We start from the raw sequence: 15,186 nt of genomic DNA on the forward strand, positions 1-15,186 counted from the left end.
CTGTCACCGGCGCACGGCATGATCCGCGCCATGCCGGTTTCCTCCCACCCCCTGCGCCCCGATCGCCGCCACTGGCTGCTGGCCACCGGCGCCGCCCTCGCGGGCTGCGCCGCGCCAGGGCCCTCGCCCGGACCCGACGACGGGGGCGTCGACGGATCGGCCTGGGCCCGCGCCTGCTCGTTCGACGGCCTGGCGCCCGCCGGCCCCTGGACGCACCGCCGCTACGGCAACCGCCGCCCCACCGACTACCGCGCCACTGAGCACGGTGGCCGCCCGGCCGTGCACGCGCGCAGCGCCGCGGGCAACAGCCTCATGCGCCTGCCCCTGAAGGCGGCGGACTTGCCACCGGGCGCGCGGCTGCGGTTCTCGTGGTGGGCCGACGCGCTGCTGGAGCAGGCCGACATGAAAGACCCGCAGGCCGATGATGCCGTCGCCCGCGTGATGCTGAGCTTCGACGGCGACCGCCAGACCTGGAGCCGGCGCGACCACATGCTCTCGGAGCTGGCGCAACTGATGACCGGCGAGCCCCTGCCCTACGCCACCCTCATGTACGTGTGGGACAGCCGCTACCCCGTGGGCACGGTGATCGAGAACCCGCACACGCGGCGCATCCGCAAACTGGTGGTGCAGCAGGGACCGCGGCAACTGGGGCGCTGGGTGGAGCACGAGCGCGATGTGCGGGCCGACTACCTCGCGGCCTTCGAGCGCCCGCCCGGCCCGCTCACGGCCCTCGGCCTGATGACCGACGCCAACAACCTGGCCACCACGGCCGAGGCCTGGTACGGCCCGCTGGTGCTGCGCGACGCCGCGCCCACCACGCGCTGAGGCTGGTCTCAGCCCGGGCTGTTGCGCATCCAGTCGGCGGTCTGGAAGAAGCTGCGTTTCAGGCGCTCGCGCAGCTCGGCGTCGACCCCGGTCTCGCCCATGGCCTGGTCCATGCAGGCCAGCCACTGGTCGCGCTCCAGGATGCCGATGGCGAACGGCAGGTGGCGCATGCGCAGGCGCGGGTGGCCGAAGCGCGAGACGTAGTGGTCCGGCCCGCCGAGCCAGCCGCACAGGAACCAGAACAGCTTGTCGCGCGCGCTGTCCAGCGTGCTGCCGTGCGCGGCGCGCAGCGCGCGGTAGCCGGGCTCCAGGTCCATCAGGTCGTAGAAGCGGTCGACCAGGGCGCGCACGCGCGCCTCGCCGCCGATCCATTCGAACGGGGTGGCGAATTTCGCCGGTTCTTCGGGTTGCAGGAGTGGATCGCTCATGTCTTCAGGTCGCCGCGCGGCGCAGGGTTTCGACCACCGGCGTGCGCAGGATGGCGCGCAGCCCCCACCAACCCGCCGCCAGCGCCAGCACCGCGCCGGCGAGCGCGCCGCCCAGCGGCACCCAGAGCGAAGCCGTCCAGGTGAACTCGAAGGCATAGCGCGCGAGCGCCCAGCCCACGGCCACCGCCACCACCGAGGCCAGGAAGCCGGCCAGCAGGCCCACACCCAGCAGCTCGATGCGCTGCACTTGGCGCAGCAGGCCCGAGCCCGCGCCCACCGCGCGCAGGATGGCGAACTCGCGTTCGCGTTCGCCGCGCGTGGCCGTGACGGCCGCCAGCAGCACCACCAGCCCGGCCGCGAGCGTGAAGGCGAAGAGGAACTCGATGGCCGCGATCACCTGGCCCAGCACGCGCTGCACCTGGGCGATGGCCTGGCTCATGTCGACGTTGGTGATGTTGGGGAATTCGTGCACCAGGGCGTTGTCGAAGCCGCGCGACTCGGGCGCGCGAAAGGCGCTGATGTAGGTGACCGGGACGTCGTTCATCTCGGCCACCGGAAAGAGCACGAAGAAGTTGACCCGCATGGAGCCCCAGTCCACATGGCGCAGGCTGGTGATGCGGCGTTGCACCAGCTGCCCGGCGATGTCAAAACCCAGGGTGTCGCCCAGCTTCAGGCCCAGCTCGTCCGCCAGGCCCTCCTCCACACTCAGGCCGTCGGCCTCCTCGGGCGTCCAGCGGCCGGCCACGATGGGGTTGTTCTCGGGCCGCTCGGCGGTGTGCGAGAGGTTGAACTCGCGTTCGACCAGGCGCTGCGCGCGCTCGGCCTCGAAGTCCTCCGGCTGCACGGCCTTGCCATTGATGTTGACCAGGCGGCCCCGAATCATGGGGAACCAGTCGTACCGGTCCACGCCCGCGCCGCGCAGCGCCTGCTGGAAGGCCTGGGCCTGCTCGGGCTGCACGTTGATGACGAAGCGGTTCGGCGCGTCGGGCGGCGTGGCTTGGCGCCAGCTGTCGATGAGGTCGGTGCGCAGCAGCACCAGCAGCACCAGCGACAGCAGGCCCACGGCCAGCGCGCTGATCTGCACCACCGCATAGACCGGGCGCGCCGAGAGCTGGCGCGTGGCCATCACCAGGGCGCGCGGCGCGGTGGCCTCGTTCACGCTGGCCCGCAGCACGCGCACCGCGAGGAAGCTGGCGCCCGCGAACAGCAGCACGGCGGCCGCGAAGCCGCCCACCGCGATGCCACCGAGCAGCAGGTCGCGGCTGGCCGCCAGCAGCAGGGCCGCGAAGCCGAGCACGCCCAGGCCCAGCACGCCCAGCGTGGCCGGCTTGAGCTGGCCCACGTCGCGGCGGATCACGCGCAGCGGCGGCACCTTGGCCAGCTGCAGCACCGGCGGCAGGCCGAAGGCCAGCAGCAGCGTCAGGCCCATGCCCAGGCCCAGCAGCACCGGCACCGGGCCGGGCGGTGGCAGGCTGGATTCCACCAGGCCCGCCAGCAGCCACACGAAGACGTGGTGCACGGCCCAGCCCAGCAGCACGCCCAGCGCGCTGGCCAGCAAGCCGACGGCGGCGAACTCCACCGTGTAGGCGCGCGCCATGTTGCCCTGCGACAGGCCCAGCACGCGCAGCATGGCGCAGTCGTCCAGGTGGCGCTGGGCGAAGCCGCGCGCGGCGATGGCCACGGCCACGGCGCACAGCAGCGCGGCCAGCAGGGCCACGAGGTTGAGGAACTTCTCGGCCCGGCCCAAGGTGCGCTGCATCTCGGGCCGGCCGCCCTCCAGCGACTCCAGCCGCACGCCGCGCACGCCCGGGCGTTCGAGCGCTTCCTTCGCCCAGCGGCTGAACGCGGCCACGGCGGCGTCGGGCCCGGCCACGGCGAGTCGGTAGCTCACGCGGCTGGCGGGCTGCACCAGGCCGGTGGCGGGCAGGTCGTCGTTGCGGATCATCACGCGCGGCGCGAAGCTCATGAAGCCGCTGCCCCGGTCGGGTTCCACCGTGAGCACCCGCTCGATGGTGAAGCGCGCATCGCCCAGCAGCAGCGGCTGGCCCACGCGCAGGTCGAGCTGCACCAGCAGCGCCGCGTCCACCCAGGCGGTGCCACGCGCGGGAATGCCGGGGGCGACCACGTCGGGCGCGTCCGGCGATTCGGACACGCGCACCGTGCCGCGCAGCGGGTAGCCCTCGCCCACCGACTTGAGCGCCACCAGCCGGGCGGCGCCGCCCTGCTCGTCGGGCGCGCGGCCCATGGTGGGAAAGCCCAGGCTCAGCGTGTGGCGCAGGCCCAGGGCCTCGGCGCGCGCCGCGAAGGCCGGATCGGCCGGCTGGTCGGACACCACCACGGCGTCGCCGCCGATCAGGGCGCGCGCGTCGCGCGCCAGGCCGCCCTGCAGGCGGTCGGCGAAGAAGCCCACGGCGGTGAGCGCGGCCACCGCCAGCGTCACGGCGACCACCAGCAGGCGCAGCTCGCCCGCGCGCCAGTCGCGCAGCAGCGAGGTCCAGCCGATGCGCCAGAAGGAAGGGGCTTGGGGATTCATGGCCGCGACCCTATCGCAAACGGAATAACAAAGCTGTCATCCGGACACCGGCAGGCCAGCCCCGAAAACCGGGGATGCCACGGATCCGGCTCCGCCGGTCCGTCGGCATCGCCCCCTCGGGGGGAGGCGCGCAGCGCCGCAGGGGCGCCTACTTCGTGCCGAAGATGCGGTCGCCGGCGTCGCCGAGGCCCGGCACGATGTAGCCGTGGTCGTTCAGGCCGCGGTCGATCGCGGGCGTGTAGACCGGCACGTCGGGGTGGGCGTCGTGGAAGGTCTTGAGGCCTTCGGGGCAGGTGACCAGGCAGACGAAGCGGATGGAGCGCGGGTGCGTCTTCTTGAGCCGGTCCACCGCGGCCACGGCCGAGTTGCCCGTGGCCAGCATCGGGTCGAGCACGATCACGTCGCGCTCGTGCATGTCCTGCGGCATCTTGAAGTAGTACTCCACGGCCTGCAGCGTGGCCGGGTCGCGGTAGAGGCCGATGTGGCCCACGCGCGCGCCCGGGATCACCTGCAGCATGCCGTCGAGGAAGCCATTGCCCGCGCGCAGGATGGAGGCCAGCACGATCTTCTTGCCGTCGATCACGCGCGACTTCATGGGCTCCAGCGGGGTCTCGATGTCGATTTCCTGCATGGGCATGTCGCGCGTGAGCTCGTAGGCCAGCAGCGCGCTGAGCTCGTGCACGAGCTCGCGAAAGCTCTTGGTGCTGGTGTCCTTGCGGCGCATCAGCGTGAGCTTGTGCTGCACCAGCGGGTGGGTGATGACGTGGACGTCGCGGGGCATGGCAGGGTCGGTCGGCGTGAAAGAGACGGATCGCCGGGGGGTATCGGCGCGGCCGTCGAGTGTAGGGCCTGGCCAGCGCCGCGCCCAGGCGCCTGCGGCCCGGCGGGGCTACCGGTCCGCGCCGGGCGGGCGCAGGTAGCGCGCGTCCGACCAGGTGGCCAGCCACTGCGGCACGAAGGCCACGAACACCGCGCACACCATGCCGGTCAGGAATGCATCGCCCCAGGCCATGAGCCAGACGGCCACCAGCGACCCGTCGTGGCCCAGGGGCTGAAGCCAGCGCATGAGGGCGCCGGCGACGAACACCGACACCGCCGTGCCCAGGAAGCCGCGCCCGAGCGTGTAGACGAAGGGGTTCGCCGGCAGCCAGCGGCGCAGGGCCGCGCCCAGGACCAGCGCCAGGGTGGCGGGCACCACGCCCAGCCACCAGAGCTGGATCAGCGCCAGCTGCGGCCCCTCGGTGCCCAGCCCCCACACCAGCAGCGCCACCACGGCCAGCAGGGGCACCGCGAGCGGCCAGCCCAGCACCAGCACGAGCAGGCTGGCCCCGGACAACTGCACCCGAAGGCCCGCGGGCATGGACTGCGGCGTGAGCCAAAGCAAGGGCAGCAGGACCAGCGCCGCCAGCGCCGGTGTGAGCAAGGGGCCCTTGAGCAGCCGCCAGGGGCGCAACCAGAGCGCGCACAGCAGCGCCAGCGCCGTGCCGATGGTTTCGATGCGAAGCCCCTCCATGCAACCCCGTGCGCCGACAGGCCGGGCTGGGTGGCGGCGCCGCTCAGCCCATGCCGGGCAGCTTGGGCATGCCTTTCATGCCGCCCATGCGCTTCATCATCTTCATGAGGCCGCCGCCCTTCATCTTCTTCATCATGCCCTGCATCTGCTCGAACTCTTTGAGCAGGCGGTTGACCTCCTGCACGTGCACGCCCGCCCCGGCGGCGATGCGGCGCTTGCGCGTGGCCTTGATGATCTCGGGCTTGCGGCGCTCGGCGGGGGTCATGCTGCAGATGATCCCCTCCTTGCGGCGGATGTCCTTCTCGGCGCGCGAGAGGTCGGCGGTGCCGGCCTTGGCCGCCATCTGCGCGGGCAGCTTGTCGATCAGGTTGGACAGGCCGCCCATCTGCTTCATCTGGCGCAGTTGGCCCAGGAAGTCGTCGAGGTCGAAGCCCTCGCCGCTCTTGACCTTGGCCGCCAGCTTCTGGGCCGAGGCCATGTCGACGCCGGCCGTGACCTGCTCGACCAGGGCCACGATGTCGCCCATGCCCAGCACGCGCTGCGCGTGGCGGTCGGCGTCGAACACCTCCAGGCCGTCGATCTTTTCCGACACGCCCGCGAACTTGATCGGCGCGCCCGTGATGGCGCGCACCGACAGGGCCGCGCCGCCGCGCGAGTCGCCGTCGAGCTTGGTGAGCACGATGCCGGTGAGCGGCAGGGCTTCCTTGAAGGCCTTGGCGGTGTTGACCGCGTCCTGGCCCTGCATGGCATCCACCACGAACAGGGTTTCCACCGGGTTCAGCACCGCGTGCAGCTCGCGGATCTCGCGCATCAGCGCCTCGTCGATGGCCAGCCGGCCGGCCGTGTCGACCAGCAGCACGTCGAAGTGGTGGCGCCGCGCGTGGTCGAGCGCGGCGCGCGCGATGTCGGCGGGTTTCTGGTCGGGCGTGCTCGGGAACCACTCGGCGCCGGCCTGGGCCGTCACGGTCTTGAGCTGCTCGATGGCGGCCGGGCGGTAGACGTCGCCCGACACCGTGAGCACCTTCTTCTTGCGCTTCTCGATCAGGTGGCGCGCCAGCTTGGCCGTGGTGGTGGTCTTGCCCGCGCCCTGCAGGCCGGCCATCAGGATGACGGCGGGCGGCTGCGCCGCCAGGTTGATGTCGGCCACGCCCTCGCCCATGGTGGCGGCCAGCTCGCGGTTGACGATGCCCACCAGGGCCTGGCCGGGGGTGAGCGAGCCCACCACGTCCTGGCCGAGCGCCTTGTCCTTCACGCGCGCGATGAAGTCGCGCACCACCGGCAGCGCCACGTCGGCCTCGAGCAGGGCCATGCGCACCTCGCGCAGCATGTCGCTCACGTTGCTCTCGGTGATGCGGGCCTGGCCACGCATCTCCTTGACGATGCGTGACAGGCGGTCGGACAGGGCTGAGGCCATGGCTGCGGTGGGAGGGTGTGGAGGGCGCCGACGGAGCGCCACGGTGGACCCGTCGAACGGGTGGCCGGGCAAGGAAGGGGCCCGGGTGGCGCCGTTAAGATGTGCGGCTGATTTTAGCCCTCGGCACCTCCCGTGTTGGCCCGTGGCCATGAACCTGTTTCCCCAACTGGCTTCCAACCTGCCGGCCGCCGTGCTGTCCACGCTGGCCGCGCTGGCGTACGCGCTGGTGGCCTGGGCGCACCCCCGGCTGGGCAGTTTGCAGGCGCGCGCCCTGCTCGCCATCACCTGGGGCCTGCACCTGCTCGCGCTGCTGGCCGGCCTGCTCAGCGAGCCGGTGCGCTTCGGCTTCGCGCCGGCGCTGTCGGTCACGCTGTGGCTGGTGCTCACCGTCTACCTGGTCGAAAGCCGCCTGTACCCGCAATTGCGGGCGCGCTGGGCGCTGGCGCTGATGGGGGCGGCGGTCATGCTGCTGGTGATCGTCTTCCCCGGCGCCGAGCACCCCACCCTGCCCTCGGTGTGGATGCCGCTGCACTGGGCCCTGGGCATCGCGGCCTATGGACTCATCGCCGCCGCCGTGGTGCACGCCTGGCTGATGCAGCGCGCCGAGCGCGCCATGCGCAGCGGCGTGGCCAGCGACACCACCATGCCGCTGCTCACGCTGGAGCGACTCACCTTCCGCTTCGTGGCCGCCGGCTTCCTGCTGCTCAGCCTCACGCTGCTGGCCGGCTGGCACTTCTCCGAACTCCTCAACCAGCGCATGGTGTGGAACCACAAGACCGTGTTTTCCCTGCTCGCCTGGGCCACCATGGGCGTGCTGCTGTGGGGCCGCTGGCGGCTGGGCTGGCGCGGTCGCACCGCCGTGCGCACCCTCTATGTGGGCGCGGGCTTCCTGCTGCTGGCCTACGTGGGCTCGCGCTTCGTGCTCGAGGTGCTGCTGCTTCGCCCATGAGGCCCCGCCGATGAAATACCTGCTCGTGCTCGCCGTCGTCGTCGTGGCGTTCTACGTCTGGCGCAACAACCGCCGCGTCGAGCGCCAGGAGCGCGAGGCCGCCGCGCCGCCGCGCCCCGCCCGCGCAACGGGCCAGCCGATCGCCATGGTGGCCTGCCGCGCCTGCGGCACCCACCTACCGCAGAACGAGGCCGTCACCGGCCGCCAAGGCAGCTACTGCAGCGCCGAGCACCGGCAGCGCATCGAGGGCCCGCCGGCCTGAGGACCCCGCATGCCACGCGACGACAGCTCCAGTTTCGCCCCGTCCTGGTACTCGGCCCACGAAAGCCCGGCCCTGCAGCGCGCCCGGGCCTTCGAGCGCCTGTGGCGCGCCTTCATGCGGGCGCGCGTGTTCGTGGCGCTGGTCCTGCTCGCGCTGCAGCTGTTCCTGCTGCTGACCGCCGACGGCAGCGCCACGGTCTGGCCAACGGCCCTGACCTCCACTTACCTGCTGGCCACCGTGGCCGTGATGCTGATGTGGACGCCGGCCGAGCACGGCCGCGCGCCCACGGTGCAGTGGCTCATCACCGTCGGGGTGGACGTGGCGGTGGTGGCCGCGCTGCAGTACTTCCAGTCCGGCAGCAGCATCAACTTCACCCCGCTGTTCGCGCTGCCCGTGCTCACGGCGGCCATCCTGGGCCCCATGGTGCTGGGACTGGGCACCGCGGCCGGCGCCACCCTGCTGCTGCTGGCCGATGCCTGGCTGCACGGGACCGGCCCGGGCCAGCTCGACACCGCCCGCTTCCTGCAGGCCGGCCTGGCGGGCACCGGCTTCTTCCTGGTCGCCGTGCTGGCCCACCAGCTGGCCAGCCGCCTGGCGCGTGAAGAAGCGGTCTCGGCCAGCAGCCAGGCCGCCGCGCGTGCGCAGGCCGCCGTCAACGAGGTGGTCATCGAAAGCCTGGGCGTGGGCGTGCTGGTGGTGGACGCACACGGCGTGGTGCGCAACGCCAATCCCGCCGCGCGCGGCATGCTCATGGGCGACAACTACCCCGAGGGTGCGCGCTTGCTGCTGTCGGCGCGGCCGAGCTGGTCGCACCTGGCGGCCCTGGTGGAGGAGAGCTTCGCCGTCGACGCCGCGCTGGAGACCGAGACCACCATCGAACACGGCGAGCGCCCCAGCCAGCGCCTGCACGCGCGCACCAAGCTCACGCCCGCCGTGGGCGAGCGCGGCTCGTTGTGCGTGCTGTTCCTGGAAGACCTGCGCGAGGTCGAGGCGCGCGTGCGCACCGAGAAGCTCGCCTCCATGGGCCGCATGTCCGCCGCCGTGGCGCACGAGATCCGCAACCCGCTGTCGGCCATTACCCAGGCCAACGCCCTGCTCGACGAAGAGGTGCGCGACCCCGCGCACAAGCGCCTCACCACAATGATCGAGCAGAACGCGCAGCGGCTCTCGCGCATCGTCGACGACATCCTCAACGTCGCGCGACCCCAGCCCAGCCGCGCCGACGGCCACGTACCGCCCCTGCCGCTCGATTCGATGGTGCGCCAGGTGACCGCCGAGTGGATGCGCCAGAACAGCGTGACGCAGACCCTGGGCGTGCACCTGCACGCCTCGCAGGGCCTGGTGTCCTTCGACCCCGAGCACCTGCGCCGACTGCTCGTGAACCTGCTCGACAACGCCCAGCGACATGCCAGCGGCAAGCCGGCCTCCATCCGCATCATCACCCAGCCCAGCGGGGGCGAGCACCTGCGCCTGTCCATCTGGAGCGACAGCGGCCCGCTGGAGGCCACGGTGCTCAAGCACCTGTTCGAGCCCTTCTTTTCGTCCGAGAGCCGCTCCAGCGGCCTGGGCCTGTACATCTGCCGCGAGCTCTGCGAACGCTACGGCGCCCAGATCGCCTACCAGCGCGCCCGCCTGGACCAGCGCGAGGGCAATGAGTTCTACGTGCTCATGCCGGCGGTGCGCGGCGCGGCCATGGCCGCGCCGCCCGCGCGCGACGGCGGGCAACAGCAGAGCCTGTCCTATCCCTCGCAAGCCGCTCAGGACCATGAGCACACCATCGTCGATCCGCTGCGCTCGGGCCACCCGCCCCTGGCCGCCAGCTGATCCCGCCGCCGCGCATGTCCGTCGCCGCGAGCGCCTCCATCCTGGTCGTCGATGACGAGCCCGACCTGCGCACGCTCTATGAGCTGACGCTGCTGCGCGAGGGCCACGCCGTCACCACCGCCGCCGACCTGGCGCAGGCGCGCGAGTGCCTGGCCCAGCAGCGCTACGACGTGCTGATCACCGACATGCAGCTGCCCGACGGCCTGGGCCTGACGCTGCTGCGCGACATCGCCGACAGCCCGCGCACCGAGAAGTGCATCGTCATCACCGCCTTCGGCTCGGCCGAGAATGCGGTCGAGTCGCTCAAGGCCGGCGCCTTCGACTACCTCACCAAGCCGGTCGATCTGCGGCAATTGCGCAGCGCCGTCGGCTCGGCCCTGCGCAGCCAGCGCGCGCCTCTGGCGACCGCCAGCGAGCGCCCGGCCACCAGCAACGAGCCCACGCGCAGCGCGCCGCCGCCGCCCAGCGGGGTGCGCGCGCTCGCGCGCCTGGTGGGCCAGGCGCCCAGCATCGTGCAGACCAAGGCGCGCATCGAGAAGGTCGCCACCAGCATGGCGCCGGTGCTCATCCTGGGCGAGTCGGGCACCGGCAAGGAGCTCGTGGCGCGCGCCGTGCACGAATGCAGCCACCGCGCCAGCGGTCCCTTCGTGGCGGTGAACTGCGGCGCCATCCCCGAAAACCTCATCGAGGCCGAGTTCTTCGGCGCCCGCAAGGGTGCCTATACCGGCGCCAGCGCCGATCGCGAAGGCTATTTCCAGGCCGCGCACGGCGGCACCCTGTTCCTCGACGAGATCGGCGACCTGCCGCTGTCCATGCAGGCCAAGCTGCTGCGCGCCATCCAGGAACGCCGGGTGCGATCGCTCGGCGCGGTGCAGGAAGACGTGGTCGACGTGCGCCTGGTCAGCGCCACCCACCGCGACCTGCCCGCGCTGGTTCAGGCCGGCCAGTTCCGCCAGGACCTGTACTACCGCCTCAACGTGATCGGCCTGCGCACGCCCGCCCTGCGCGACCGGCCCGAGGACCTGCCCCTGCTCGCGCAGGCCCTGCTGGAGCGCTTGTGCGCCGAGGCTGGCCAGGCCGTGCCCGAGCTCTCGCCAGCCGCACTGGCCTGGCTGCAGGCGCGCGAGTTGCCGGGCAACGTGCGCGAGCTCGAGAACCTGCTGCAGCGCGCGCTCGCGCTGGCCAGCGGCCCCGTGCTGCAACCCGCCGACTTCGGTGAAACCGGCGACACGGAACCCGCCACGCTGCCCGACCCGCTGCCCGACGCTCCAGTGCCGGCCGGCGGGCCCTACCGCTTCGTTCCCCTGGCGCCGGCCGCTTCCGCCGACGAGCCCGCCCTGCCCAGCGACCTGCAGAGCTACCTCGACGAGCAGGAGCGCCAGGTGCTGCTCAAAGCCCTGCAGGAATGCGGCTACAACCGCACCGCGGCGGCGGCACGGCTGGGCCTGAACCTGCGGCAGATCCGCTACCGCATCCAGCGCCTGGGCATCGTGGTCCCCGGCGCGACCGGTCATGGCGACACCGACGCCACCGACTGAGCCCCGCTGGCACGGCGGCTGGTGGCGCGGCGCACGGCGGATCGATTCGCCCAACCATGGCGCGCGGCCGCGCGGCACGGCCGTCGACCTGATCGTGCTGCACTCCATCAGCTTGCCGCCCGGCGTGTACGGGGGCGACGAGGTCGAGCGCCTGTTCACCAACCGGCTCGACTGGGACGCGCACCCTTATTTCCAGTCCATCCGCGGCATCGAGGTCTCATCGCATTTCTTCGTGCGCCGCGACGGGCGGGTGCTCCAGTTCGTCTCCACCGTGCGCCGCGCCTGGCACGCCGGCGCCTCGCACTGGCGGGGCCGCGACAACTGCAACGACTTCTCCGTCGGCATCGAGCTCGAAGGCCTGGAGGGCGAGGCCTTCGAGGCCGCGCAGTACGAGGCGCTGGCGCGCTTGTGCCGTGCGCTGCGCACACGCCACCCCATCGAGCAAATGGCCGGGCACGAGCACATCGCCCCGGGCCGCAAGCGCGACCCCGGGCCGGGTTTTGACTGGCCCCGGCTGCGACAGCTCGTCGGGTGGGACCCCTCGTGTTTTCCCGAGGCTACAGGCTGAGGGTATCGGGGTATTTCCCGCGCCCCCTGCGCGCGCCATCGGACACCAGAGACGGCACGCGGCCTGCGGCCCCGAATCGCCTTGCACCCCGCATGAACACTGCGCTTTTCGCGCGAAACGCAGGCGCGGCCAATGCTGCGCGCGCCCCCTCGCGCGGCAGCTGGTTCCCTGAGGGCATCCATCGGCCGCGATGGATTCACAAACACTATCGGTAGTGCCTTGTTGCCCCCCTACACACCAGATATAGTGTGCCCCCGGATACCCCCCGACCCTGAAAACCGCGCCGCTGCGAGCCCACCCGGCGCCAGGCACCAGGGGCGGACCGACCCGATCACCGAGAACAAATCCTGAATCGAGAGGAACCATGCTGAGCGCAGCCACCCCCCAGTCCCCCGCCGCCAACGTCCCGACATCCGCGCCCGGCGTCTCGCCCTCCACCGCCACGGCCTCCATGTCCGCCTACGCCCAGTACCAGATCATCCGGCGCAATGGCGCCGTGGTGCCCTTCGAGCCCAGCAAGATCGCCGTGGCCATGATGAAGGCCTTCCTGGCGGTGCACGGCACGCAGGGCGCGGCCTCGGCCAGCGTGCGCGAAACGGTGGACCAGCTGACGCAGGTCGTGGTGCGCGCCCTCATGCGTTCGCGTCCGGGCGGCGGCACCTTCCACATCGAGGACGTGCAGGACCAGGCCGAACTCGGCCTGATGCGCAGCGGCCACCATGAAGTCGCGCGCGCCTACGTGCTCTACCGCGAGCGCCGCGCCGCCGAGCGCGCCACCCAGGCCGCCACCGCGCGCGCCGCCGAGCCCCAGCTGCACGTGCTCGATGGCGGCCAGCGCGTGCCGCTGGACATCGACGCCCTCACCCGCCTGATCACCGACGCCTGCGCCGGCCTGGGCGCCGACGTCAAGGCCGACCCCATCGTCGCCGAGACCAAGCGCAATTTGTACGACGGCGTGCCCATGGACGAGGTCTACAAGGCCGCCATCCTGGCCGCGCGCACGCTGATCGAAAAGGACCCCGACTACACCTACGCCACCGCGCGCCTGCTGCTGCACACCATCGTCAAGGAGATCCTGGGCCAGGAAGTGCCGCGGGCGCAGATGGCCCAGCGCTACGCCGACTACTTCCCCGAGTTCATCCAGCGCGGTGTCAACGCCGAGCTGCTCAATCCGGACCTGCTGAACTTCGACCTCGCCCGCCTGGGCGCCGCGCTCAAGCCCGAGCGCGACCTGCAGTTCGACTACCTCGGCCTGCAGACCCTGTACGACCGCTACTTCCTGCACGTGCGCAAGACGCGCATCGAGCTGCCGCAGGCCTTCTTCATGCGCGTGGCCATGGGCCTGTCGCTCAACGAGATCGACCGCGAAGCCCGCGCGATCGAGTTCTACGAGATCCTCTCGACCTTCGACTTCATGAGCAGCACGCCCACGCTGTTCAACAGCGGCACGCTGCGCTCGCAGCTGTCCAGCTGCTACCTCACCACCGTGCCCGACGACCTCGACGGCATCTACGAGTCCATCAAGGAAAACGCCCTGCTGTCCAAGTTCGCTGGCGGCCTGGGCAACGACTGGACCCGCGTGCGCGCCCTGGGCAGCCACATCAAGGGCACCAACGGCGAATCGCAAGGCGTCGTGCCTTTCCTGAAGGTCGTCAACGACACCGCCGTGGCCGTGAACCAGGGCGGCAAGCGCAAGGGCGCGGTCTGCACCTACCTGGAGACCTGGCACCTCGACATCGAGGAATTCCTGGAGCTGCGCAAGAACACCGGCGACGACCGCCGCCGCACCCACGACATGAACACCGCGAACTGGATTCCGGACCTGTTCATGAAGCGCGTGCTGGAAAAGGGCGAGTGGAGCCTGTTCTCCCCCTCCAACACCCCCGACCTGCACGACAAGTTCGGCACCGACTTCGAGAAGGCCTACGTGGCCTACGAGGAAAAGGCCGCGCGCGGCGAGATCAAGCCCTACAAGAAGGTGCCCGCCACCGACCTGTGGCGCAAGATGCTCTCGATGCTGTTCGAGACCGGCCACCCCTGGATCACCTTCAAGGACGCCTGCAACGTGCGCAGCCCGCAGCAGCACGCCGGCGTGGTGCACAGCTCCAACCTCTGCACCGAGATCACGCTCAACACCAGCGACACCGAGACCGCCGTCTGCAACCTCGGCTCGGTCAACCTGCTGCGCCACCTGAAGGACGGCGCGATCGACCACGACAAGCTGCGCAAGACCATCGCCACGGCCATGCGCATGCTCGACAACGTGATCGACATCAACTACTACGCGGTCAAGAAGGCGCGCGACTCCAACCTGCGCCACCGCCCGGTGGGCCTGGGCGTCATGGGCTTCCAGGACGCGCTGTACGAACTGCGCATCCCCTACGCCTCGAACGAGGCGGTGGAATTCGCCGACCGCTCCATGGAAGCCGTCTGCTACTACGCCTACTGGGCTTCCACCGAACTGTCTCGCGAGCGCGGCCGCTACAGCAGCTTCAAAGGCTCGCTGTGGGACAAGGGCATCCTGCCGCCCGACACCCTGGATCTGCTGGCCCGCGAGCGCGGCGGCTACGTCGACGTCGACCGCTCCAGCAGCCTCGACTGGGACGCGCTGCGCCAGAAGATCGCCCGCGACGGCATGCGCAACTCCAACTGCGTGGCCATCGCCCCCACCGCCACCATCTCCAACATCATCGGCGTGGACGCCTCCATCGAGCCCTGCTTCGGCAACCTCTCGGTCAAGTCCAACCTGTCCGGCGAGTTCACCGTCATCAACGGCTACCTGGTCAAGGACCTCAAGCGCCTGGGCCTGTGGGACGACGTGATGGTCATGGACCTCAAGCACTTCGACGGCTCGCTGCGTCCCATCGACCGCGTGCCGCAGGAGGTCAAGGCCCTGTACGCCACCGCCTTCGAGGTCGAACCGGTGTGGCTGGTGGAAGCCGCTGCGCGCCGCCAGAAGTGGATCGACCAGGCGCAAAGCCTGAACATCTACATGGCCGGCGCCTCGGGCAAGAAGCTCGACGAGACCTACAAGCTCGCCTGGCTGCGAGGCCTCAAGACCACCTATTACCTGCGCACCACCTCGGCCACGCAGGTGGAGAAATCCACCGGTCGCACGGGCCAGCTCAATGCCGTGTCGGTGACGCCGAGCGCGCCGATGGCCGCGAGCGCCAGCGCCGCTGAAGCCGCGAGCGAACCCGCCACCGATGTGAAGTTCTGCGCCATCGACGACCCGGGTTGCGAGGCCTGTCAGTGATTCGGATTGCGCGCAATCGAAGCCTGAAGCGGTGCGAAACGTCGAATCATTCGATGCAACACCGCAACAGAATTCG

The 15,186-nt window shown here is 71.1% G+C and carries 12 protein-coding genes; 7 read left to right on the forward strand and 5 right to left on the reverse strand.

Translation table 11 applies throughout. From position 1 onward, the window contains the following. Window positions 1-30: 30 nt before the first annotated feature. A complete protein-coding gene (locus BHU06_RS10160; RefSeq protein WP_070399226.1) occupies window positions 31-825 on the forward strand; it encodes a DUF3047 domain-containing protein in 795 nt (264 codons plus the stop codon). Between the two features lie 8 nt (window positions 826-833). Here BHU06_RS10160 and BHU06_RS10165 read toward each other — a convergent pair whose 3' ends face one another. From BHU06_RS10165 to ffh, 5 genes are all read right to left on the reverse strand, one after another. Beyond that, window positions 834-1,253: a group II truncated hemoglobin gene (locus BHU06_RS10165; protein ID WP_070399047.1), complete on the reverse strand. Its 420-nt coding sequence runs from the start codon at window positions 1,251-1,253 to the stop codon at window positions 834-836. Between the two features lie 4 nt (window positions 1,254-1,257). Continuing rightward, window positions 1,258-3,786 carry an ABC transporter permease gene (locus BHU06_RS10170; RefSeq protein WP_070399048.1) on the reverse strand — a complete coding sequence of 843 codons (2,529 nt, stop codon included), beginning with the start codon at window positions 3,784-3,786 and terminating at the stop codon, window positions 1,258-1,260. 148 nt (window positions 3,787-3,934) lie between these two features. Beyond that, window positions 3,935-4,567, reverse strand: coding sequence for a uracil phosphoribosyltransferase (upp, locus tag BHU06_RS10175; RefSeq protein WP_070399049.1), 633 nt, complete (start codon window positions 4,565-4,567; stop codon window positions 3,935-3,937). Between the two features lie 108 nt (window positions 4,568-4,675). Beyond that, a complete protein-coding gene (locus BHU06_RS10180) occupies window positions 4,676-5,299 on the reverse strand; it encodes a hypothetical protein (protein WP_070399050.1) in 624 nt (207 codons plus the stop codon). Between the two features lie 43 nt (window positions 5,300-5,342). Further along, window positions 5,343-6,713, reverse strand: coding sequence for a signal recognition particle protein (gene ffh, locus BHU06_RS10185; protein ID WP_070399051.1), 1,371 nt, complete (start codon window positions 6,711-6,713; stop codon window positions 5,343-5,345). A 148-nt stretch (window positions 6,714-6,861) separates the two neighbouring features. On the opposite strand from ffh, the gene ccsA reads away from it, so the two are divergent. The 6 genes from ccsA to BHU06_RS10215 all read left to right on the forward strand — a co-directional run bounded on the left by ccsA (window position 6,862) and on the right by BHU06_RS10215 (window position 15,110). Then, window positions 6,862-7,662, forward strand: coding sequence for an inner membrane protein YpjD (gene ccsA / locus BHU06_RS10190; RefSeq protein ID WP_070399052.1), 801 nt, complete (start codon window positions 6,862-6,864; stop codon window positions 7,660-7,662). A 10-nt stretch (window positions 7,663-7,672) separates the two neighbouring features. Further along, a complete protein-coding gene (locus BHU06_RS10195; RefSeq protein ID WP_070399053.1) occupies window positions 7,673-7,924 on the forward strand; it encodes a PP0621 family protein in 252 nt (83 codons plus the stop codon). A gap of 9 nt (window positions 7,925-7,933) precedes the next feature. Then, complete coding sequence (locus BHU06_RS10200; RefSeq protein ID WP_070399054.1) at window positions 7,934-9,748, forward strand: PAS domain-containing sensor histidine kinase; 1,815 nt, start codon at window positions 7,934-7,936, stop codon at window positions 9,746-9,748. A gap of 14 nt (window positions 9,749-9,762) precedes the next feature. Then, a complete protein-coding gene (locus BHU06_RS10205) occupies window positions 9,763-11,286 on the forward strand; it encodes a sigma-54 dependent transcriptional regulator (RefSeq protein WP_070399055.1) in 1,524 nt (507 codons plus the stop codon). Beyond that, window positions 11,261-11,854 (forward strand): 1,6-anhydro-N-acetylmuramyl-L-alanine amidase AmpD, encoded by a 594-nt coding sequence (gene ampD, locus BHU06_RS10210; RefSeq protein ID WP_070399056.1) that lies wholly within the window; start codon window positions 11,261-11,263, stop codon window positions 11,852-11,854. Before BHU06_RS10205 ends, ampD begins: the two co-directional genes overlap by 26 nt. Window positions 11,855-12,218: 364 nt before the next feature. Further along, window positions 12,219-15,110, forward strand: a complete 2,892-nt coding sequence (locus tag BHU06_RS10215) for a ribonucleoside-diphosphate reductase subunit alpha (protein WP_070399057.1) — start codon at window positions 12,219-12,221, stop codon at window positions 15,108-15,110. Window positions 15,111-15,186: the final 76 nt, after the last annotated feature.

Origin of the sequence: Hydrogenophaga sp. PML113 (genome assembly GCF_001777155.1) — a bacterium.
In the GTDB taxonomy this organism is placed as follows: Bacteria; Pseudomonadota; Gammaproteobacteria; order Burkholderiales; family Burkholderiaceae_C; genus Hydrogenophaga; species Hydrogenophaga borbori.

What these genes read in the sequence shown, in the direction of transcription:
- BHU06_RS10180 (WP_070399050.1), bottom strand. Translation starts at nt 5,299, where the DNA reads ATGGAGGGGCTTCGCATCGAAACCATCGGCACGGCGCTGGCGCTGCTG.
- BHU06_RS10215 (WP_070399057.1), top strand. Translation starts at nt 12,219, where the DNA reads ATGCTGAGCGCAGCCACCCCCCAGTCCCCCGCCGCCAACGTCCCGACA.
- ampD (WP_070399056.1), top strand. Translation starts at nt 11,261, where the DNA reads ATGGCGACACCGACGCCACCGACTGAGCCCCGCTGGCACGGCGGCTGG.
- ffh (WP_070399051.1), bottom strand. Translation starts at nt 6,713, where the DNA reads ATGGCCTCAGCCCTGTCCGACCGCCTGTCACGCATCGTCAAGGAGATG.
- BHU06_RS10170 (WP_070399048.1), bottom strand. Translation starts at nt 3,786, where the DNA reads ATGAATCCCCAAGCCCCTTCCTTCTGGCGCATCGGCTGGACCTCGCTG.
- BHU06_RS10205 (WP_070399055.1), top strand. Translation starts at nt 9,763, where the DNA reads ATGTCCGTCGCCGCGAGCGCCTCCATCCTGGTCGTCGATGACGAGCCC.
- BHU06_RS10200 (WP_070399054.1), top strand. Translation starts at nt 7,934, where the DNA reads ATGCCACGCGACGACAGCTCCAGTTTCGCCCCGTCCTGGTACTCGGCC.
- BHU06_RS10165 (WP_070399047.1), bottom strand. Translation starts at nt 1,253, where the DNA reads ATGAGCGATCCACTCCTGCAACCCGAAGAACCGGCGAAATTCGCCACC.
- upp (WP_070399049.1), bottom strand. Translation starts at nt 4,567, where the DNA reads ATGCCCCGCGACGTCCACGTCATCACCCACCCGCTGGTGCAGCACAAG.
- BHU06_RS10160 (WP_070399226.1), top strand. Translation starts at nt 31, where the DNA reads ATGCCGGTTTCCTCCCACCCCCTGCGCCCCGATCGCCGCCACTGGCTG.
- BHU06_RS10195 (WP_070399053.1), top strand. Translation starts at nt 7,673, where the DNA reads ATGAAATACCTGCTCGTGCTCGCCGTCGTCGTCGTGGCGTTCTACGTC.
- ccsA (WP_070399052.1), top strand. Translation starts at nt 6,862, where the DNA reads ATGAACCTGTTTCCCCAACTGGCTTCCAACCTGCCGGCCGCCGTGCTG.